General features: G+C 59.6%; 18 protein-coding genes. 9 read left to right on the top strand and 9 right to left on the bottom strand.

Annotated features, from left to right (window positions below; all coding sequences use genetic code 11):
* Position 1 precedes the first annotated feature (1 nt).
* From AAD018_RS15885 to AAD018_RS15865, 5 genes are all read left to right on the top strand, one after another.
* On the top strand, positions 2–448 hold the full coding sequence (locus AAD018_RS15885) for an urease accessory protein UreE (RefSeq protein ID WP_367315865.1): 447 nt from the start codon (positions 2–4) through the stop codon (positions 446–448).
* Between the two features lie 26 nt (positions 449–474).
* On the top strand, positions 475–1,074 hold the full coding sequence (locus tag AAD018_RS15880; protein WP_412005300.1) for an urease accessory protein UreF: 600 nt from the start codon (positions 475–477) through the stop codon (positions 1,072–1,074).
* Position 1,075: 1 nt separating this feature from the next.
* Complete coding sequence (gene ureG / locus AAD018_RS15875; protein ID WP_367315867.1) at positions 1,076–1,687, top strand: urease accessory protein UreG; 612 nt, start codon at positions 1,076–1,078, stop codon at positions 1,685–1,687.
* Positions 1,688–1,801: 114 nt separating this feature from the next.
* The gene (locus AAD018_RS15870; RefSeq protein ID WP_367315868.1) at positions 1,802–2,062 is read left to right on the top strand and encodes a spike base protein, RCAP_Rcc01079 family; all 261 of its coding nucleotides are present in this window, start codon (positions 1,802–1,804) and stop codon (positions 2,060–2,062) included.
* Positions 2,063–2,180: 118 nt separating this feature from the next.
* Positions 2,181–3,830: a hypothetical protein gene (locus tag AAD018_RS15865; RefSeq protein WP_367315869.1), complete on the top strand. Its 1,650-nt coding sequence runs from the start codon at positions 2,181–2,183 to the stop codon at positions 3,828–3,830.
* A gap of 8 nt (positions 3,831–3,838) precedes the next feature.
* Here the strand turns inward: AAD018_RS15865 and AAD018_RS15860 are convergent, their stop codons facing one another.
* From AAD018_RS15860 to AAD018_RS15830, 7 genes are read right to left on the bottom strand one after another with little or no spacing between them, the layout of a single operon-like run.
* Positions 3,839–5,173 (bottom strand): hypothetical protein, encoded by a 1,335-nt coding sequence (locus AAD018_RS15860; protein ID WP_367315870.1) that lies wholly within the window; start codon positions 5,171–5,173, stop codon positions 3,839–3,841.
* Complete coding sequence (locus AAD018_RS15855; protein ID WP_367315871.1) at positions 5,163–5,846, bottom strand: ATP-binding cassette domain-containing protein; 684 nt, start codon at positions 5,844–5,846, stop codon at positions 5,163–5,165. Before AAD018_RS15855 ends, AAD018_RS15860 begins: the two co-directional genes overlap by 11 nt.
* Positions 5,843–6,646, bottom strand: coding sequence for an ABC transporter permease (locus AAD018_RS15850; RefSeq protein ID WP_367315872.1), 804 nt, complete (start codon positions 6,644–6,646; stop codon positions 5,843–5,845). The genes AAD018_RS15855 and AAD018_RS15850 overlap by 4 nt, the downstream gene beginning before the upstream one ends.
* The gene (locus tag AAD018_RS15845) at positions 6,639–7,652 is read right to left on the bottom strand and encodes an NAD-dependent epimerase/dehydratase family protein (protein WP_367315873.1); all 1,014 of its coding nucleotides are present in this window, start codon (positions 7,650–7,652) and stop codon (positions 6,639–6,641) included. Before AAD018_RS15845 ends, AAD018_RS15850 begins: the two co-directional genes overlap by 8 nt.
* Before the next feature lie 4 nt (positions 7,653–7,656).
* A complete protein-coding gene (locus AAD018_RS15840; protein ID WP_367315874.1) occupies positions 7,657–9,612 on the bottom strand; it encodes a glycosyltransferase in 1,956 nt (651 codons plus the stop codon).
* A gap of 3 nt (positions 9,613–9,615) precedes the next feature.
* Positions 9,616–11,673 carry a hypothetical protein gene (locus tag AAD018_RS15835; RefSeq protein ID WP_367315875.1) on the bottom strand — a complete coding sequence of 686 codons (2,058 nt, stop codon included), beginning with the start codon at positions 11,671–11,673 and terminating at the stop codon, positions 9,616–9,618.
* A 9-nt stretch (positions 11,674–11,682) separates the two neighbouring features.
* Positions 11,683–13,005, bottom strand: coding sequence for a nucleotide sugar dehydrogenase (locus AAD018_RS15830; protein WP_367315876.1), 1,323 nt, complete (start codon positions 13,003–13,005; stop codon positions 11,683–11,685).
* Between the two features lie 478 nt (positions 13,006–13,483).
* Between AAD018_RS15830 and AAD018_RS15825 the strand changes: the two genes are divergently transcribed.
* A complete protein-coding gene (locus AAD018_RS15825; RefSeq protein WP_367315877.1) occupies positions 13,484–13,957 on the top strand; it encodes a DUF427 domain-containing protein in 474 nt (157 codons plus the stop codon).
* A gap of 5 nt (positions 13,958–13,962) precedes the next feature.
* Here AAD018_RS15825 and AAD018_RS15820 read toward each other — a convergent pair whose 3' ends face one another.
* A complete protein-coding gene (locus tag AAD018_RS15820; RefSeq protein ID WP_367315878.1) occupies positions 13,963–14,628 on the bottom strand; it encodes a hypothetical protein in 666 nt (221 codons plus the stop codon).
* Positions 14,629–14,764: 136 nt separating this feature from the next.
* Between AAD018_RS15820 and AAD018_RS15815 the strand changes: the two genes are divergently transcribed.
* From AAD018_RS15815 to AAD018_RS15805, 3 genes are all read left to right on the top strand, one after another.
* Positions 14,765–15,037 carry a TFIIB-type zinc ribbon-containing protein gene (locus tag AAD018_RS15815; protein WP_367315879.1) on the top strand — a complete coding sequence of 91 codons (273 nt, stop codon included), beginning with the start codon at positions 14,765–14,767 and terminating at the stop codon, positions 15,035–15,037.
* A gap of 64 nt (positions 15,038–15,101) precedes the next feature.
* Positions 15,102–15,695, top strand: a complete 594-nt coding sequence (locus AAD018_RS15810; RefSeq protein WP_367315880.1) for a carboxymuconolactone decarboxylase family protein — start codon at positions 15,102–15,104, stop codon at positions 15,693–15,695.
* A 39-nt stretch (positions 15,696–15,734) separates the two neighbouring features.
* Entirely contained in the window at positions 15,735–16,127 is a 393-nt protein-coding gene (locus tag AAD018_RS15805) for an excalibur calcium-binding domain-containing protein (RefSeq protein ID WP_367315882.1), read from the top strand.
* A gap of 319 nt (positions 16,128–16,446) precedes the next feature.
* Here AAD018_RS15805 and AAD018_RS15800 read toward each other — a convergent pair.
* The coding region (locus AAD018_RS15800) for a hypothetical protein (protein ID WP_412005299.1) at positions 16,447–19,769 on the bottom strand (3,323 nt) is incomplete at its 5' end.

Genomic DNA, 19,769 nt, shown 5'->3' with positions numbered 1-19,769 from the left:
TGTGGGGATAGAGCTCCCGGTCGCCCGGAGCGTCGAGCCATCCAGCGCGGAGGTCGCGGGATCGGTCCAGCTCGACTATGCGGCGCGGCTGCTCCGGCGCAAACGGCTTGTGACCGTCGAGGGATGGGATTTCCTCGTCGACTTGCCCAAAGCCATGTCGGTGGATCATGGTGATGCCTTTATCTTGGAGGATGGTCGCTTTGTGGCCGTCGTTGCCTCAGAAGAAGCGGTTCTGGAGGTGCGCGGCGATTTGCCGAGACTTGCCTGGCATATTGGGAACCGGCATGCGCCCTGCGAGATCGGAAGCGATGCGCTGATCGTGCAGGACGAGGCTGTGATGCGCGATATGCTGGCCCGGCTTGGTGCCAAACTTCGCCCGTTCTCGGCTGCGTTCACACCTGAGGGCGGCGCCTACGGCCATGGACGTGTGGCGGGTCATTCGCATTGATATCGCTGACCGGGACTGACCTTTTGATGGTGGCGCAATGGCTCTCGCCTTCCTCTCCGACGGGGGGCTTTTCGTTCAGTCAGGGGCTCGAGGCGGCGGTATCGGACGGGCTGGATGTCTCCGGCCTCGAGGATTGGATCGATGGGATGCTGCGGTTTGGCTCTGGCCGGACCGATGCCATCCTCATGGCATCCGCCGCGCGAGGCGAGGAGGTCGACGATCTGGCGCTGGCGCTTGCCGGATCGGCGGGACGGCGGCGGGAGCTGACGGAAACGGGGGCGGCTTTGCAGCTTTTGCTGCGGGACAGCTTTGCTCTCGAGACAGCGGCCACGGCCTATCCAGTCGTTCTTGGGGAGGCTGTGCGCGTGAGAGGGTTACCGGTCGAGCCGGTCGCGGCGCTTTATCTGCAGGCAACGGTCACGGCTTTGGTCCATGCGGGCCAGCGGCTTCTTCCCCTTGGGCAGTCGCGAGCGCAGGCGATGATCCATGCGCTTGGCGCGGTGTGCTGTGAAATCGCGGAGGAGGCGGCGAGATCGGATATAGAGGAGATCGGGATGGCGACGTTCAGTGCGGATATAGCGGCGATGCGGCAGGCGGAATTGCCTGTGCGCTTGTTCCGGTCCTGAGATGGGGGCGATGAACGGGCCTCTGCGCGTCGGGATCGGCGGACCTGTCGGGGCCGGGAAGACGACGCTGACGGGCAAGCTGGCGCAGGCCTTCGGGGGCAGCCATTCGATCGCGGTCGTCACGAATGATATCTATACGACCGAGGATGCAGAGGCGCTCGTCCGGATGCAGGTGCTGCGATCTGACCGGATCCGGGGCGTCCAGACGGGAGGATGTCCTCATACCGCGATCCGCGAGGATGCATCCATCAATCTCGCGGCGATTGCGGAATTGACCGAGGCGATCCCGGATCTTGAGATCGTGTTCATCGAAAGCGGCGGCGATAATCTGAGCGCGACCTTCTCGCCGGAGCTGGCAGATGTGACGATCTATGTGATCGATGTGGCCGCCGGAGAGGACATCCCGCGCAAGGGAGGGCCGGCGATCACGCGGTCAGATCTTCTGGTGGTCAACAAGACGGATCTGGCGCCCCATGTCGGTGCTTCGCTCGAGGTGATGGCAAAGGATGCGGACCGGATGAGATCGGGACGTCCGGTGGTATTTGCGGCTTTGCGTAATGGCGAGGGAATCGACGGGATCGTGAGCGAGTTGAAGGCGGTCGGCGGGCTTTGATCTCTGTTGCGTGGCCCGGGTCACCGCGCGGTCCCGTCAGGCTCTCTTTAGACAGGCGGCTTAGGACGCCTGACATCGCGCAGTTGCGCCATGTTTCAGGAAAGGCCGTTTGCCATGAACGATCCGTTTGCCTCCCATGCCGTCGGGCTTTCGGCCCCGATTGTCGATGCTCTTGATATTACGCCGGATGACGGCGCCGATCTGACCGTCACGTCTCGGGCCATCTATGTCGGAGGCGCGGGCGACGTTCGTCTGACGCTGGCCGGCGGCCGCGTCGTTACATTGCGCGCCATGCAGGTCGGCTGGCATCCGGTGCGTGCGCGCCGGGTCTGGGCGACAGGTACGAGCGCCACCGATATCGTGGCAGGTTGGTGATGATCGGGGCAGCTTTGTCCTGGCTCTATTTTGCACCGCGCGGCGGGTTCGCCCCGCCACCGGTTCGGGAGCCGATCCTCACCTATACGCAGATCCTCAGACATTTGGAGAGTAACTGATGGCATCCGAACAGGATCTTCAGAACGCCGCGATCGACGCGCTTGCGCTGACGCGGTTCATGACGGCCACATCCGGCACGAACAACGTGAATTCCGGCGGAACCGATGTCGGAACGCTGGCAGATCTGACCGGCAGTATCGGCGGAGGCTCTACCGGTATCCCGGATTTCGAGGATGTGTCCGGCCTGAAGGCAGACAGCCAGAGTTGGCCTGATGGCACGGTGCTGAAAACGCTCAAGGAGCGCGCTGCATACCGGGTCGACAGCACGTCGAGCATACCGCATCTCGTGACGGCGGGTGCTGTTAAACTGCTCCATGTAAATGGGCCCTACGTGATTGCGGTGACTGGCCAGTCCAATGCTGCAGGCGCCAATGCGGATGGCCCAAACCCTGCGTCCTCTCTGGTGCGGTGCTGGGACGGCGTCACGAACGACTGGGGCAGCTCGGACCGGACCGCCGAGCCTTGGATCCGCTCTAACCCGCATGGCAACCAAGGCAACAACAACTACGCCCTTGGGCGCGCGCACCGTATCGCGGATGACACCGGACGGCCGGTTTTTATCATCTACGACGCGCAGGGCGGTCGGCCCATTCAGGACTGGGTCAGCAATGGCGCCGCGTCCGAGCGGTTTGCTGCGATCAAGACGAAGATCGAGGCCGCTCTTGCGTCTGCCGTGCTTCAGCAAGCCGGTATCACGCAGGTCGACGAGATCATCATGGCGCAGGGAGAGGCGAACTTCGAAGATGACTTCGTCACCCATCGCGACAATCTCAGCCTTTTTAACGCGCAGCTCAGAGCCGAGGCCTGGTGCGCCGATCACACGCCGGTTTACCATATGGGTCCGTCCGATCTGCATGATCGTTACGAGTGGCGAGGGGCGCTTCAGTATCTGTGCAGTCACGTGGACAATTCGAACATTTTTGTCCCGTCGAACGGTCTGAAGACGGAGTTCTCAGAAACCGGATCGGGCGATTTCACCCATTTCCTTGGCGAAAGCCTGTGGATGTCAGGATATCACCGGATCGCGGATGCCGGTGTGACGGAAACTGCCCCGCAGATCTTCTACAGCCGAGGCGCCGGTCCGCTTGCGCCGGGAGATATGACCGCCCTCTGTACCTTTGATACTCTGGTCTCGCGCGACAGCTGGACCTCGTCCACTCCCGCAGATGGCCCCGGGGTGAATGGAGCGATTTGCTGGGGATACAAGTGCTATGCCGATGGAAACTATACGGCGGCGATCGGCTACGAATGCGTGACGGCCAATCTTGCCAATTACGGTATCGTGGCCGGGCGGGCGGTAGAGGCCAATGATAGCGCGGATTACTTCGCCGGGTTCGGATATCAAAATACGCTGGGCGCTCGCTACACGCTTGCGACGGGGCGAGGCCACACGGTTGCCGACGAAGGATCGACAGCAGTTGGGATGTTCTCGGAGTATCGCACGGCGGAGGCCGATCCGGTGGTGTTCCAAGTCGGCTCGGGCACATCTTCGAGCCAGCGGTCCAACGCGCTGACCGTCCGCAAGTCAGGCCGGGTCGAACTGAAGTCGCTGCCTGTTTTCGAAGATCAGACGGCGGCGCTGGCCGGAGGCCTTTCTGCTGGCGATCTCTTTCGCACCTCTGCGGGTGATTTGAAGGTGACGCTGTAACTCTTGGATTACGGGCGTGACGGCAGGATGAACTTGATCGCCGCAAAGAGTCCCAGAGCAATTAGAAGAACCACGAGTGCCGACATCGCGGCATTCGGATGGCTGGCCGTTCCGGAGGTCCGGGGCGGCACCACAACCTGAAACAGGCTCAGATCAAGCGCTGCGGCATCGCGGGCCTCTGACAGGGATTGGAGCGCTGATGCAAGCGCCTGTTCGGCAACGCGCACATCGAGCGTCGCCAGCTCGTATTGCATGAGCCGCGTATTCAAGGCCATGCTTTGGCCATCCGATCCGTGTTCAAGGAGATCGCGCTGCGCGGCGATCTGATCGCGGAGGCGAGCCTCCATATCGGTGATCTTCTGGGTGGTGTAGCTGTTTCCGCGCCCTTCGATCTCTGCCCGGGTAATATCGGCCCGCAGGTTCTGACTTTCGGATTCGAGATCACGGATGCGCGCGTAGATGACTTCGACTGTCTGGCGGGGATCGGTTTCACCGCTGTCGATCTGTAATCCGGTCAGAGTTTCCTGCGCCATTCTCAGATCTGCGCGGGCGGCCTCGACCGACCGTGTCGCGAGACCTAGCCGTTCGCCGAAGAGATCACCCGCCAGCGCGTTCATCCTGTCCGCGGTGCGCTCGAGGATCTTCTCGGAGACCTCAGTCGATTGCACGGGGTTCGGGAGCCGAACGTAAAGGGTCATCAGTCCCGATTGGATATTGATCGAAGCGTCAACGAAGCGGCTGAATTGATCCTGCTTGCCGAGCTGTAGCATGGGAACATCGCGCAGGCGTCTGAGGGGATCGACCCGGTCGCCGCTCAGTTCGGTCACAAGACCCATTTCTGTCTCGAGCGTGTCCATCAGGTCCTGCGACTGAACATATTCGTGCGCCATGAAAATCTCTGCAGAAGCGGCATTCGATGACATCGAGCTGAGCAATCCTCCTGCCCCGTTCTCGGATGACGGGCCGGTTCGGGAGATCGCGATGACGGAGCGCGCCTCGTAAAGCGGAGTGGCGTATTGGGATAGGTAGATGAAGCAGAGCGCTGCGGGCAGAAGAACGAACACAGCCAGTTCCAAAAGCAGGCGTGCCTTGCGCTGCCTGCGCTTGCGTTTCAGCGACGCGCCGAACACGACCAGATCATCCTCGGTTGGAAGAAGCGCCTCGGCCTCATGCCGCCGGGCGACTGCCTCCTCTTCCGCGCGGCGGGCTTTGTCCTCCGCCGCCTTTCGGATTCTTTCCTGCTTTTCCTCCTCGGCGACGCGGGCTCTTTCCTCGCGCCATTTGCGAATGCGCTCGCTCTCTTCCTTGGGGTCGGGTGTATGGACACGCAGATCATCCGGCATGCAGCATCTCCTTTTCCTCTCGCTCTGTCGCAGCGGCGAGGCGAAGCGCCTCCTGACCGATCTCTGGCGTACGGCAGGAGATCAGCTTACCGCCAAGCAGAACGTAAAATCTTGTGCAGCGCTGGCTGAGCTGGCTGGGGTTGCGGGACAGAAAGATCAGGCCCGATCTGCGCAGGCGACGTTCGAGAAGCGCATCGCATTTTGCCCTTAGATCAGCGTCGCCGACCGTCAGCGTTTCGTCCGCGACATAGATATCGCAAACGACGGCGAGCGAGCAGGCATAGGCCAGACAGGCGCGCTGGGCGGGCGTGAGATCCTTCATCCGGCCTTCGATGGCTTGGCCGAAATCGCAGAACGAAAGGCAGAAGGCGATCAAACCATCTCGATCCTCGCCGAGAAGATCCGCGATCAGGCCGAGATTTTCGATAATGCCGAGCTCGGCGTGAAACGGACCGGCAAGACCGATCGGCCAGGAGACGCGTCCCGCCCTCTCAATCGAGCCGCTATCTGGACGCTCAGCGCCGCAAATCAGGCGGGCGATGGAAGATTTGCCCGAACCGACTGGGGCCAGGATCCCGACTTTCTCGCGCGGATGGAAAATAGCGTTGGCGTTGCGCAAGATCGGGGCGTCGCGTCTGGCAGGATGCAATGTGACGTCGTGAAGTCTGATCATAACCGGTACCTCGACGCCCGGCGCGCTGTGATCCGGCGTTCGAGTGGCACCGAGGCAAGGGCGAGGAGAAGCGCGATGAAAACGGGGTACCACAGGCTAGAGACAGGCGATGAGTAGTCGCGGAAATAGCTTTCGCGAAGAAGCTCGACGATGTGGAAGGTCGGGCTGTACCAAAGAAGGCTCTGTACGGCGCCGGGAAGTTCGCTGGCGGTGTAGAAAATCCCTGAAAGCCAGAAGAGAGGCCGCAGGATGATCGGGATGGCTCTTGCGAAACTGTCGCTGACAAGAACCAGAACGGCGGCAAGGCGGCCAAACCCCGCGCCGAGTGCCCAAGCCAGACCGAGCGCTATTAGAACGCCGAAGGGATCGGCCGGGAGCGGCGCGTCGAAGAGCAGGGTGATCAGTCCGAAGATGACGATTGCCGTCACGAACATGTTGATGAGTTCAAGCAGAGCCGAGGCGAGGAGCAGCTCGGAGCTGCTAACGGGTTGAAAATACAGCATGTAGCGGCCACTCACGAGAGAGCGGCTCATCGATGTGATTGTGTAGCGAAAGATGAGATAGGGCAGGATGCCCGTCGCCACGAAAATCTCGGCAGGGACATAAAGAGGTGTCGCGCGTTCGAGAAGACGGAAGACGATTACGACAAGCGCGATCCAAGTCAGAGGTGTCAGATAGCTCCAGAAATATCCCAGAGCCGAGGCCGCGAAGCGACTTTGACGTTCGCGCCGCATGAGCGCGGCGATCCGGTCGGTCCGCGAGGCATAGGTCGGCTCGAGCAGGGGCAGGGCGCTAGACACTATAGTAATCCCTGTACCAGGTGACAAACCTGCGAACTCCCTCTGAAACAGGTGTCTGTGGACGGAAGCCTGTCAGTTCATGCAGAAGATCGGACGAAGCCCAGGTGCCCGGAACGTCTCCTTTTTGCATATCCATGAAGTTCTTCTGAATTTCGAAACCGAGGGCCGCTTCTGTTTCGGAGATGAATTCCATCAACGGGACTTGCTGCCCGTTCCCGATATTCACCACGCGCCAGGGGGCCACCGGGCTAAGCGTATCGCCTTCGGCGATGTCCTTGCGGGAGGCAGGCTCGACCGGAGGCGTATCTATCAGAAGGCGGATTCCGCGAACGAGGTCCGTCACATAGGTGAAGTCGCGTGACATCTGTCCGTGGTTGTAGACGTCGATAGGCTCGCCCTCGAGCGCGGCCCGAACGAATTTGTAAAGCGACAGATCGGGCCGTCCCCATGGTCCGTAGACCGTGAAAAAGCGGAACATCGTGGTCGGAATCTTCCACAGATGCGCATTGGCATGCGACATCGCCTCGTTTGCCTTTTTAGTCGCGGCATAAAGCGTGAGTGGATGATCGGTCTGCTGCGTTTCCATGAACGGCATTTCCTCGTTGCCGCCGTAGACGGAAGACGTCGAGGCCATCAGCAGATGATCGACGCCGCGATGCCGGGCCTCCTCCATGATGTTGAAGGTGCCGATCAGGTTGGCATCGACATAGGCGCGCGGGTTTTCCAGGCTATAGCGAACACCCGCTTGCGCCGCGAGATGCACGATAACATCGGGCTTGGCGGTATCGAGGGCCGTCTTGAGCGCGACCTCGTTCTCGAGCAACGCCTCGGTCGCGGTGAAGTTTGGGTTTTGCAGCAGCATTTGATGGCGCCGCTGCTTGAGCGAGACATCGTAGTAATCCGTCATGCCGTCATAGCCCGCGACCCGGAAGCCTTCTGCCAGCAGGAGATCCGCGAGGTGGTAGCCGATGAAACCGGCAGTTCCGGTGATGAAGACAGTGCGCATGAGGTCAGATCCTTGTCTCGAGAAAGAGATCGACGGTACGGTCGATTATCTTGTCGATAAGGAACCGCGGCTCTGCATGTCCAGCCGCCTCTTGTCCCATCCGCTCCAGCTCTGCCGGATTGGAAAGCATCCGCTCGAGGGCGAAGCAGACATCGGTCTGCGCCGGATCTTCTGCATCCTCGAGTATCCAGCCGGTTCGTCCATCCACAACGACTTCGGATGTCCCGCCAGCTGGCGTTGCAAGGACGGGAACCCCGGCGAGCTGCGCTTCGATCAGAACGTTGGGAAGACCTTCCATGCGGGCCAGATGCATCACCAAATCCGCGCGATGCATGAAGAAGCCGACATTTTCGCGCAGTCCGGCCAGGAAGATACGGTCTTCGAGCTCAAGCTCGCGAATACGCTCGGCACAGGCGGGGTGGTCGTGTCCGCTGCCGACAAGGACGAACCGGGTCGCTGGATCGCGCCGTGCATGGGCGGCGGCACAATCGATCCAGAACAGCGGACGCTTGTTGGTGTCAAACCTAAAGACGCCGAGGACGGTCTTGTCGCAGGCCGGAGACCGCGCGAGCGTTCGGTTCCACCAAGCGTGATCGTCAGGCGATCCCTCCGGCAAGACGGGGGGGATAGCATTCGGGATCACCTTGATTGCGCCGCGAGCCAATTCTAGCCAGTCTTCATAGGCCTCTGCGGTCTTGCGGCTGTTCGACGAGAAAGTGACATGCGGCATCTCAGCCAGAGCCGCATAGAGCGGTTTCATCTCAGCGCGGGAAAGGGCGGGCCGTAGATTTGGCGGCAGTCCGCGAAAGGAGGTGACGATCCGGGGCACTCCGGCAATCAATGCTGCTAGTCCGGCGGCGAGCACCCCGCCGTCCTGCCAGATGTAAGCGACGTCGACCTTGTTTTGCTCGAACCAGGGGATCAGTTTCGCGGTGTTGACCAGCAGATCTTCAGGCAGGATCTCGAGAAGATCTGAAAGGCCGTCTGGCAGCTCGGGCATGGGCTCGGCGGGAAGATCGCTCAGAACACTGGTCTGAACCCCGGCGTCTTTCAGAACGGGTAGAAAAAAGTCGCCACGACCGGGCGTTGCATGCCGGACGCAGACCAGTGGAGGCTTTACCTTCATGCCGGATGCAGGTGCTCCGGTTTCGGCGTGGTTTTGAAGGGTCGAGGCCAGACGGCTCATCTGCCGTTCTGCACCGCCTGTTCCCAACTGTCCTGTGAAGAAAGCGATCTGGCCAATCTCGGATCGATCCAGCGGACGCCGCGGTCTGAGTGCCATCCGGCGGGCAAGCTCTCCGATGACATCCGCTTCGCGGTCCAGCCCGTAGCGGCGCATGATGCTCGCGCGATGGGCGACGCGTGTTAGAAGCGCCTGGGAGGATGCGCCCATCCTGTCCCGACCGATGATTTGAGAGGCTACCTTGTCCGCGTCCAGATATCGCGATTGCTGAACGAGACACTGAATGTAGCGCATGCGGATTGGCCGGACGTCGGGGAATGCGATCATCGCATCGGCCATTAGGGCATCGAGGGCTTCATGCGCCCGAAGCTCGGACAAGCCAAGCATCATGATCTCGGTCTGAACCAGATCGGTTCGGGCGTCGGGGCAGAGCGCCTCGAGAGCTGCGATCCCTGTCTCGACCTGCTTGGCGCGCCGATGCCAGCGCATGGTCATCCGCAATGGCAGCATCTCGCCCGGGAACAGAGCAGTAAGATCGGACCAGAACTCCAGCATTCCGTCGGTTTGCCGCTGTTTTTCGACGAGCATGGCGGCGGGTAGGAAGAGCCGTGGATCCGGGCGGTAGCGGCGCAGGTCCGGCATGAGCTGGTCCAGCGCGAGGCGAGCCTCGCTGGGGTCGTGGATCCCGTTGGCGAGATTCTGGATCTTGCAGACGACCTCTTCGGGCGGCTCGGAAAGAGCCGGTTCGCTTTGGGCAAAATCGGAGAAACGGAGCATCGATCAGACCTCCGCGAGATGGCTGGGCGTCGCGCGGGGCGATGCTGTCTGAACAAGATGACCCTCAGCCTCTTGTTGCAGACGGATCGTGGCATCGTCCGACAAATCTCGTACCCTCGCTGCAAATCGCAAGAGGGCAGGGCGGTCGCCTGCTGCGTGCGCGGCGCGCATCAGGAGCGCCCAGATCGACAGATTGTCCGGCTTGAGGATCGCGGCCTCCAGCCCCTTGCGCATTGCGATCCGGTACTCTCCAGCGGCGTAGCGGAGCCGCGCCTGGAAGAGAGGGAGATCTGCGACCGGTTCGATGACACCGACCAAGCGGTCCTCGAGCGTATCGAGCGCCTTGAGATCATTCTCTGCGGCAAGGGCGCGGATCTGTGTGACCAGATCCCGACGCGCGTCACGAAAGGCGATCCGCGCCTCTCGGTGGCGCGGATGCGCGTCTGTCAGGTCGGCAAGACCCGCAAGGCGGGCGACAGGGTCGTCTGCTTGCATGGTCCGGTCGAGCCAGCTGTCGAGGGCCGTTTGAAGCGGCTTGGCTTCAAGCGGTCGATGACCATGAGCATCAGTCCAAGCCTTGATGAAGAGAACCGCAATCTCAGGCTTGCCGCGCCGTGTCAGCCAGTCGATGAGGTCCGCAAGCACTTCTATACTGAGCTCATCCGCTCTGAAGAGAAGATCCTCGGCCTGAAGGCCCGATCCGGGGGTCTTCAGGAGCGACCAAGCGAGGTCCGGGGAAACATCAGCGCAGATGGCGCGACCGTCGTGGTCGCTTGTCATCCGAAAGAGAGCGACGTCATGCTCCAGCGCCAGCCGTGCCAGCGCGGTTGCTGCCATCTTCGGAACGGTCTGGAAGGCAAGCCGGAAGAAGTTGGCGGCCAGCTCCGGACGTTCCCCTGCCTTGAGCGCCCGGCGTCCAATCTGGATCAAATCGGGGCCCGGCCGTCCGCTTTCCGTCAGCGCGAGCTCCGTCTCGCTTTCCAACGCGGCGTCAAATCTGTCGAGGGTCAGCGCAAGGTCCGCATGATCCAGTCGCGCCCGGATATCGGACGGATTGCGCTCGATCCGCTTCGCCAAGACGTCGAGAGCATCGTCGGCCTTCCGCTCAGCCAGAGCGAGATCGCATTGCAAAGCGGAGAGGGCGGCATCGTCCGGCAGCGCATCCGCGAGAGCGGCAAGGCGAGGACCAAGACCTTGCAGATGTCCACCTTCGATGCGTGCCGTCACATGGGGGACCAGACAGGTCACGGCTGTCTTTTCCGCAAGAACCGTCCGGTCGATTGCGGGGGCTATGACCCGGTCCATCCAGGCGTCGGCGACGCGCAGGCTGAACGCCTCGGTGAAATGGGCGAGCCCGTCGCTGTAATCCTCGATCGCCGCGGTCTGCCCCATTTCGTTCATCCAACGCGTTGGATTGAAGACCTCTTCTCCGGCCGCTTTGACCGCTCTTTCGACCTCATCGATGAAGCTTGCGCGAGAGGTGATAGGCTGGCCGTCGGGTTTTACTGCGTTGACATGGGTGACGAAGAGAACCTGTGGAAGTTTGCCGGTCAGGATACGAATATCCGCCTCGAGCTCTTCTGGGGTGGTCCTTGAAAGCCTGGCCTGCCGCAAGAGCGCAACCTCCTCCGGCCGGTTCCAGCCTGCGAGGCCCTCATCGATCAGAGCTTGATTGCCGGATGCGGCGCGATCCCAGAAGCCTCGGCCGCCCGCAGGAGAGGTGAGCATATCCTTAAAAACATGCCCGAAATAGTTGTGCTGCAGGCAGATGCCATCCAGCTTGATCTTCTTTGCCGAAGAAATCTCGACGATATAGAGATCGGCCGGTTCATGCGGGGTCGCAAGCGTCGTAGTGCGGTCCACGTCTCGGGCCACCAGGGGCCAGAGAGGCTCCGGGATCGTCAGCTCTTCTTGCAGAACCCGCACCGCCTGTACGGCTTCGGCCGATGAATGCGTGAACCCGAGGCTTCGCGTCCGGTTAAGGGCGAAGCCGTGATGGCTTCGCGCTAGCCGAAGCGGCGTTGCGATCCGGCAGGATCCGATGGGGGTGATGGAGAACATATCGCGCGCTCACAGCGCCCAATAGTTCAGGCCAGCAGGTCGGTCGCGTTTGCGGTAGGCTCCCCGGATGTCCATCAGGATCCCGCCCGGGTTCAACCGTTCGAAAAAGGCACCATCGGAGAGATACGCGTCATGCGGGGATGCCACGATCGCCAGATCAAGATCCCACATCTTGCTGAGCGGCGAAGCTGTGATGCCTTCGGCGAAAAGAGCATCGTGAGGGCAGATCGCGTCATGGATCATCGGGGAAAGGCCAAAGGTCTCCAGTTCGCCGATCAGCTCAATCGCTTTTGAATTCCGAATGTCGGGAACGTTTTCCTTGAACGTCACTCCAAAAAGGCCAATGCGCGCCGTCCGCAAGGCATCTCCCTTCTGAACCAGCATCTTGACGGCGGCGCTGGCCACGTGGCGGACCATCCCGTCATTCAGGCGGCGTCCGGCAAGGATCACTTCGGGATGCAACCCATGCTGTTCGCTGAGCGCGGCGAGATAATAGGGATCGACGCCGATGCAGTGCCCGCCGACGAGACCGGGTGTGAACGGCACGAAATTCCACTTGGAGGAAGCGGCTTCGATCACCTCGGAGGTTTCGATCCCGACGGCCTGGCAGATCAGCGCAAGCTCGTTCATCAAAGCGATATTCACGTCGCGCTGGGTGTTTTCTAGAACCTTCGCGCCTTCGGCCACGCGGATGGACGAGCACCGGCAAATGCCTGCATCGGTCACATGTTCGTAGATCGCGGCGACCCGGTCGAGCGCCGCATCGCTGTCTGCGGAGACGTTCTTTACAATGGTCTCGACGGTGTTGGCTTTGTCGCCCGGGTTGATCCGTTCGGGGCTATAGCCGAGACTGAAATCGCTGCCCGCCGTCAGGCCGGAGAAGTCGGAGAGGATCGGTCCGCAGATATCCTCGGTCACGCCGGGATAAACGGTCGATTCAAAGACAACGAGGTCGCCTTGCTTCAACAACGGCCCAAGGGCCTGGCATGCCGATCTCAACGGGCCAAGATCGGGCCTTTTCTGCGTATCGATCGGGGTCGGAACCGTCACGATGAAACAGGTGGCGTCGGCGATCTCCTCGACATTGTGCGTGATCGCAAGACGGCTGTCGCCAAGCCGCGAGGGCTCTACCTCGCCGGTGGTGTCGATGCCATCGCGAAGGCCTTGGATCCGCCCTTGGTTGATATCGAAGCCGATGACCCGGCCGAACTTTTCGGCAAGACGGACCGCGAGAGGAAGGCCGACATAGCCCAAACCTATAACTGCAATAGTCTCCTGAACGGACCCGACGGGGGTATCCGTCCGGTCGAGACCGATTTCACGAACAAACATTCGAACTTCCTCAGCACGGGCCCGATCCCGAATGTAAGCGAAAAAGGTCTGTCCCTAGACCTGTGACAGCTCCAAGCGGTAGGGGCGAAGTCTGAACGAATGGTTAAAGAGCGATTTACCAGATGTGCTGTGATCGGAGGGGTGCGCTGATCGGTTGAGATGGTCGCTCCGATCCGCGGTAGACATCAAGGTTCGGCACGCAAACCATTGGAACTTATTGATATGCGGCGGATGTCAGTCGCACCCTTTTGTGGGCTGCATTCTTGCCTGCACATGCCCGGATCAAGCCGTGATACGGTCCAAATGACGTGGCGCAGAACGATATCTTAACGCGAATTCGGGCCGATTTAACACAGATCGCTGCCACGTGCCGTGCTGTCCTCCGCCGATTCGGCTTCACCGGATTGTGCGGGATGATCGCAGATTGCATCGCTCTAGTCGTGGTTGGCGACGCCCAGGTGCGAGCTACCTGCCTCTTATGACACTGCCCCTGGAAAACGTACGCGATTATCCTCGTCCACCAGCGCTCGAACCCGTGCCGCATCTGCTGCGGGGAGAGGTGGCCGGGCAGGTGCTTTTCGCGACCCATAAGGGTCTTCGCATCCTCGAAACCCATCATGCGCCGACCTACTACATCCCACTTGCAGAGATGGCCCCAGATGCGTTGCATCCCTCTTTGCATCGCAGCTTTTGCGAGTGGAAAGGGCATGCCAAGTATTTCGACCTCGTCTTTGCCGGGCGAACGGTAAAGAGCGCGGCGTGGACCTACCCCAATCCGACAGCGGCCTTCGAGGCGCTTAAGGATCACGTGGCGATTTATGCGCATGCCATCGACGCTGTCTGGGTTGGAGATGACAAGGTCACGCCGCAGCCCGGCAGCTTTTACGGGGGGTGGGTCACTTCGAACCTGCGCGGTATCGTTAAGGGCGGGCCGGGAACCGAGGGCTGGTAGCTCGATCAGAATTCCAGCCAGCTCCCCAGTTTGACGGCTGTTGTAACATCCTCGTCGGTCAGGTGATGCACGATGCCAAGCTCGACCCGCGCCTTGTCGTGGATCGACAGGATGATCGATGGAGCCAGTTTCGCGAAGGGATCCTCCCTCCTGCCAGTTTGACCGGTCTGAAGCTGCAGGGCGGTTGTCCACCGTTTACCAAAATTACGGCCCCAGGTCGCATCCAGCTTGAGATCCAGATCACCGCCATCAAGACCGATCGTGGCAAAGCTGTCGACGGCGAGCCAGCCTCTTTCAAAGCCTCGGCCCCAGGCAAGACCGGCGCGGATGAGCTGCTTTTGCCCGCGAGGGGTTTCCTCGAAGCCGACGCCAAGCGTGACGGCCACCGGATCCTCAATCCGTCTCTCGAGGATCGGAAGTCGCCCAAAGACAAATGCGGTCGGCTGATCGAAATCGCCCGCAACGAAGACATCAAGCCCGAAAGTTAATCGCTCGGTCACACCGTATTCGGCATAGAGCGATGGCTCGTACTGGATCGGCTTGAGCAGATCGCCGGTCAGGGAGAACGTGCTCGAGACAGAGACAAAGGCCTTGCCCTTTCCGCGCGGCCACGGACCGGCATCGAGGGTGCCGCCCCAGATGGCCAGACAAATCGCAAACCAGACCCGCATCACTCTCTCCGATCACCCCGGAGCGACCGTCGCTGAAGTTGGTTAACGAAAGGCTAAGCAAGCGGTTGCTGAGCCGTTGCGGTGGCGATCTGTAGATCCATATATGGAGGAGAGCCGCCCTTAAGGAGATCTGCCTATGCAATGCCCGATCGATGGAACCCAGCTTGTGATGACCGACCGAGCGGGGGTCGAGATTGACTATTGCCCGCAATGCCGCGGCGTCTGGTTGGATCGGGGGGAGCTTGACAAGATCGTGGAGCGGTCCGCGGCTGCGGCTCCGCCTCCTCCTCCGCCGCCTTCGGCATCATTCTCGGATGATGACCACTATTATGACGATCGGCCACACGATGGGGGGCACCGTAAGCGCCGAAAAAAAGAGAGTTTTCTGTCAGAGCTCTTCGACTTCTGATCTCGCCAGCCTGCGGGGAGACTGCTAGCCTGCCTGCCACCTGATAGGGCAGAAGGACAACATCATGGCGCTAGTTTCCCCGCTAAGCGATGCGGAGCTCGACCCGGATCTTGCTGAAAAGGTTCAGTTTTTCAAAGGTCCGCTTGGGGTCGTTCCAAATTCCATCCGGACTATGGCATGGCGTCCCGAGATCGCCGAGGCTTATACGGCGCTGAACGTTGCGGTGATGAAGCCAAGCGAGGGTGTGACGGCGGAGTTCAAGCGGCTGATCGGGTACGCCTCGTCCTTTGCCTCGGGCTGCATGTATTGCCGGGCGCATATGATCCTCGCCTCCGAGCGGTTCGGGGCGTCCGAGGAGCGTCTGGCGGCGGTGTCGGATCCGGAAAACTCGGGTGTGTTCAGCGAGGCGGAGGTCGCGGCGCTGGTCTTTGCCCGGGCGGCGAGCGAGGTGCCGAATGCTGTCACGGACGAGATCGGGGCGCGGCTGACGGCGCATTGGTCCGACGCGGATGTCATTGAAATCATGGCAGTTATTGCGCTATTTGGATATCTGAACCGCTGGAATGACAGCATGGGATCGGCGCTGGAGGATCTTCCGGTGGAGGCGGGTGAGCGGCTTTTGGATGGGACCGGCTGGGAGATCGGTAAGCATATCTGAGGTCATGGATGTGCCGTATTTGATCGCTAGAGCGGGATCATGACAGCGACCGAAACTCCCAAACCGCGGCCTACGCGGCGGCAGAGGCGTGCGGACCGTGAGCGCGCCAAGGTCTTGTCTTTGCACTTTATTCTGACGCGGATCCTGCTTCTGCCGCTGGTGGTGCTGAGCATCTCGCTCTCGATCTATATCCGGACGAGCCCCTTTCCGATGCAGGTAACGATCGCGCACCTGATGTCGATGTCCGGCTGCCGGATGACGCAACATCTGGGGCTCGCGCCGGCTGTGAAGGGCGCTCCGGGCTATCATGCGCGCAACGATGCGAACGGGAACGGAGTGGCCTGCGAGACAGGGGTTTTCGTGGATACCGCGCAGCCTGCGGGAAGCCAGAGCACCCGGTCGGTGAGCGGGGCCAAGTTCGTCCGACCGTGAAATTCCCCGGCCGGGTTAACGCGCCGAGATGTCCCGATTTTGCCCTTCGGTATCCGGTCGGTATCGCGTCGGTATTTGGTCGGTGATTCTCGAGGACGGATCCCGGTTAACGGACCGGTCGGTGACTAGACGCGGCAAGACGATCGATTTTTGTATGAGCGCAGATTGCTTCCAACAATATCAAGTTTTCGAGCGCGGTAGAGACGCCTCATCATAAAGGCCGCAACTCCAAGCGTTCATTTACTTGCAGCCGCGCCCTTGCGCTTGGGACATACCTCCGGGACTAGGCTAATATTTGGTATGTTTCCCGGTCCTTTGGCTACCGAGGAACTTCTCCAGCTACTGCGCTTGGGACATGGATGTAGACAGTCTCCAAGGTTTCATGATCGGGATAGGTTTCCCTTGGCAAGTATCCACTCGGAACAATATGAACGGGGAACTTCAATTGCTGAGAAGACGGGAGCTCGGTCACGTTCTTTGTCCAGCCAGTGTTACCGTTCAACCCAACGTTAAAGCCGCCGCCGATATTTACTCCGGGAATTATCTTATCGGAGGATCCATTTCCGTTGAGTGAACCGTCGCCACCAATTGTAGTTGATCGACCTCGAGAGACGGTACCGTTATTGTCGATAAAGGGCACTGATACCTGAAATTCAACTCCACTTTTCTCACGTGGCGATTCGGCTGTACTAGACCCCGTCGCGGTCAGCGTTAGATCGGAGATATTGACCTCGACCGGTACGCTGACATCGGAATCTGCCCTGGTCATCTTTGCTGTGGTTCCATTCATCAACCGGACCACTCGTCCGTCCGTCTGTGTTCGTCCGGTTACCTCTACGTGTGCGATAACGACTTCTTCGCCTCTGTCGTCCACACCTAGGACTGGTACTTTGATGAAGAAGTCCTGCTCTACTTGCGGCAGTTCCTGCGGATTGACAATCAAAGCCGAAGGCGGTGCGAACGCGACATTGTCTATGGGATTAATCAAATGAGTACTCCTATGCAAACGCGATGCGTCAGAGTCGAATACTCGGATCGGAGCCGATTCAGCCATTGTCAATCCGGTGCCATCAAGAAACATCGGATTCTCAAGGACGACGCGATATCCATTCGTAGATTGACGTGTCACTTCTACGACTTCGACAGTCCCTAAACGCCCATCCTCTGTCTGAAAAGTCACTTTTTCGCCTGGCGTATATTTGTCGGCTTGAGCTTCTGCGAGCCCATACAGCGAAATGACGGCCGGAGCGGATTCAAGCGGTGTCACGGAGGGTGTCGTGCCATCAGCCCCTTGAGTCGGCCGATTTCTTTCGGGATCAGATGGAACCTGGCCCAAGCCGGTGCTGGTGTCGTTCACCAATTTCACCGTTCCGTCCAAGAGATTGAACCTCAGGCCATCTGGGAGAACTTGCGAAAATTTGCCGTCGATAGGCGATCTAATCTCAAGATCGTCTTTCTTTTGTTGCGCACCCGAAAGCGTTCCCTTGGCTGCAAGAACGGCATTCGCAGCATCCGCTACCGCAGGTGTAAGACTATTCGTATCATCTTCTTGTACGCGCCTTAAAGCCTCTTCTGGTGTGAGATTCTCAAGCACTGAAATTTGCTCAAGCCTCTGATTCAGAACTTCTATCTGAGGCTCATAGAGTGTATCTTTTTGCTCCACCAATAAATCGCGATTAGATACAAGTCCATTGCGCGCAATCGAAACCCGGTCCCGTTCGCCCATAATCTCTGCTAAATCTCCCTGAAATTCAGCAAGGACTTCCTTCGCCGTGCCAAGCTGATCCCGAAGTTCAACAAGGTGTACGTTTGAAACACCCCCTTGTTCTTCAACATCTGTTCCGTCGATCTGGTCGATAGATGCTTGGTTTCTAGCAACGCTGGCGGCAGCTGCAGCAATTTGAGCATTCTTTGCATCGATACGCCCCTGAAAAGTGTCGAGAGAGCCATCTGCACTTCTGATATCGGTATCGAGTCTCCGTATTTCGATCGCAATATTTCTAATGCTTGTGTCTATTTCCCCCAAATCTTTAAGAATATCGCCCTTCTCCGAAAGAGCCTGGCGGCGTCCTTCGTTCAAGACAGGTGCCAGCCTGTCTTCTGCTGCTTCAAGGCTGTCTTGCGCCTCTCTAAGTTCATTGTCGACTTCAGTACTTTGCAGTGTATAGAGGAGCTGTCCTTCCTCGACGATGTCCCCTTCCTGAGCATGCCAGTCTACGGAATCAAATTCTTTGAAGCTGGGGAAGGTATAGAACTGTCGTTCAAATCCTCCAGGATCCGTAACACCGGCCAGTGCGTAAGAGCCACCATCCAGCTGCAAAGCAGTTGGTTCAGTGCTTTTCTCTGGGAGATAAAACAAAGAGCGTTCGAATGGATGTTGCTCCAGGCCATCGATGGAGTCGACGGTCTGCAAGCCGTTAAAGGACTGCGGGGTCTTTTCGTTCCCGCCCCCAAATAGCCCTTTAAACCAATCAATAGGCCCGGCGACCTCTACCCCGTTGGCATGATCTTTCGCCGTTAACACACGATATTCGCTGATCTCGTCTGTTTGCCTGTTGTGATTGAAGACAAAGAATTCGTCTCCGTTTGCGTCAAACAGATAGAAATTATGGGATCCATCGACAGCTTTCTCGATGCTTCCGATTTCAGTTCCATCCAGTCCAAGGAAGGCCACAGGCTCGCCCTCGGCGTCATAGAGAATGCGGACTTCGCGGTCGTAGCCCCGTTCGGTCAGACCGTTCATATCCGGGATCAGGCCACGAATGGGACGATCGCCTCCGAACAGCGCGGTCAAGCGGCCGCCGAGCAGCTCCAGCTGGTCCTGTCCGGTTAAGTTGGTCACCCCGCTATTGAGGCTGGAGATGAAGGACAGGATTTCGTCGGTGACCAGACCGTCATCGGCGTTATCCACCAATTTGACGACTGCGCCCGCGAGTGTCAGTCCTCCGACGACATAGTTGATCGGCTCCGGCGTGTTCTGGGGTGTTCCGTCAATCCGCTGCTCGCCTTGGGTGAAGATACCTTGTCTTATCAGGAAGCCAGCCGTGGCGGTCAGGATCGTGCTGAGATCGCCATCCTCGACGGCTTGTCCAACTCGGGCGAGATCGGCGCCGCCCAGCAGGAATTTGACATCGCCATTGTCAGCAAAGCTAGCCCCCAGAAGGAACACGCCTTCTGCAATCTCGAACACCGATCCGCTTTCGATCCCGTCATAGACAACGATCGCAGCTTCCACGCCATTCGCGATTTTGGCGAGATTGACCGTCTGCCCAACCCCTTGCTGGGCCGCCTGAACTCCGGCTGCGGTAAGGATCAAGTTGACGGCGAACTGGTCCCAGTTGTCGGACAGGGCCGCGGAGGTAGCGGTCAGGGCAGGAGCGAGCCATTGCGGACCCTGTCCGCCAGTGGTGTAGGCGCCCGCCACCTGCGCGGCTACAGTGAGTGCGTTTTGGAAAGAGACCTGGTTATTGGCCGCGTCGTACGCGAATTTTGTGGCCGCCCCTGCAATCGCGGCCGGCGGGAAGAAATTGCCCACGAACATCAGCACGCTGCTGAGTGTGCCAAGCCATGCCAGTTTGAAGCGGACTTCGGGGGCGATGTTTTGCAGGCTGGCGACCTTGCCGTTCTCGTCGAACGTATAGA

Origin of the sequence: Aestuariibius insulae (assembly GCF_040783535.2) — a bacterium.
In the GTDB taxonomy this organism is placed as follows: Bacteria; Pseudomonadota; Alphaproteobacteria; order Rhodobacterales; family Rhodobacteraceae; genus Aestuariibius; species Aestuariibius insulae.
Note: the sequence above shows the minus strand (reverse complement) of the source record. Positions and strands in the feature narration are given on the sequence as shown.

Bases quoted from the DNA above. Each gene is read 5' to 3' on its own strand.
- AAD018_RS15880 (WP_412005300.1), top strand. From the start codon at position 475: ATGGTGGCGCAATGGCTCTCGCCTTCCTCTCCGACGGGGGGCTTTTCG.
- ureG (WP_367315867.1), top strand. From the start codon at position 1,076: ATGGGGGCGATGAACGGGCCTCTGCGCGTCGGGATCGGCGGACCTGTC.
- AAD018_RS15870 (WP_367315868.1), top strand. From the start codon at position 1,802: ATGAACGATCCGTTTGCCTCCCATGCCGTCGGGCTTTCGGCCCCGATT.
- AAD018_RS15865 (WP_367315869.1), top strand. From the start codon at position 2,181: ATGGCATCCGAACAGGATCTTCAGAACGCCGCGATCGACGCGCTTGCG.
- AAD018_RS15860 (WP_367315870.1), bottom strand. From the start codon at position 5,173: ATGCCGGATGATCTGCGTGTCCATACACCCGACCCCAAGGAAGAGAGC.
- AAD018_RS15855 (WP_367315871.1), bottom strand. From the start codon at position 5,846: ATGATCAGACTTCACGACGTCACATTGCATCCTGCCAGACGCGACGCC.
- AAD018_RS15845 (WP_367315873.1), bottom strand. From the start codon at position 7,652: ATGCGCACTGTCTTCATCACCGGAACTGCCGGTTTCATCGGCTACCAC.
- AAD018_RS15840 (WP_367315874.1), bottom strand. From the start codon at position 9,612: ATGCTCCGTTTCTCCGATTTTGCCCAAAGCGAACCGGCTCTTTCCGAG.
- AAD018_RS15835 (WP_367315875.1), bottom strand. From the start codon at position 11,673: ATGTTCTCCATCACCCCCATCGGATCCTGCCGGATCGCAACGCCGCTT.
- AAD018_RS15830 (WP_367315876.1), bottom strand. From the start codon at position 13,005: ATGTTTGTTCGTGAAATCGGTCTCGACCGGACGGATACCCCCGTCGGG.
- AAD018_RS15825 (WP_367315877.1), top strand. From the start codon at position 13,484: ATGACACTGCCCCTGGAAAACGTACGCGATTATCCTCGTCCACCAGCG.
- AAD018_RS15820 (WP_367315878.1), bottom strand. From the start codon at position 14,628: ATGCGGGTCTGGTTTGCGATTTGTCTGGCCATCTGGGGCGGCACCCTC.
- AAD018_RS15815 (WP_367315879.1), top strand. From the start codon at position 14,765: ATGCAATGCCCGATCGATGGAACCCAGCTTGTGATGACCGACCGAGCG.
- AAD018_RS15810 (WP_367315880.1), top strand. From the start codon at position 15,102: ATGGCGCTAGTTTCCCCGCTAAGCGATGCGGAGCTCGACCCGGATCTT.
- AAD018_RS15805 (WP_367315882.1), top strand. From the start codon at position 15,735: ATGACAGCGACCGAAACTCCCAAACCGCGGCCTACGCGGCGGCAGAGG.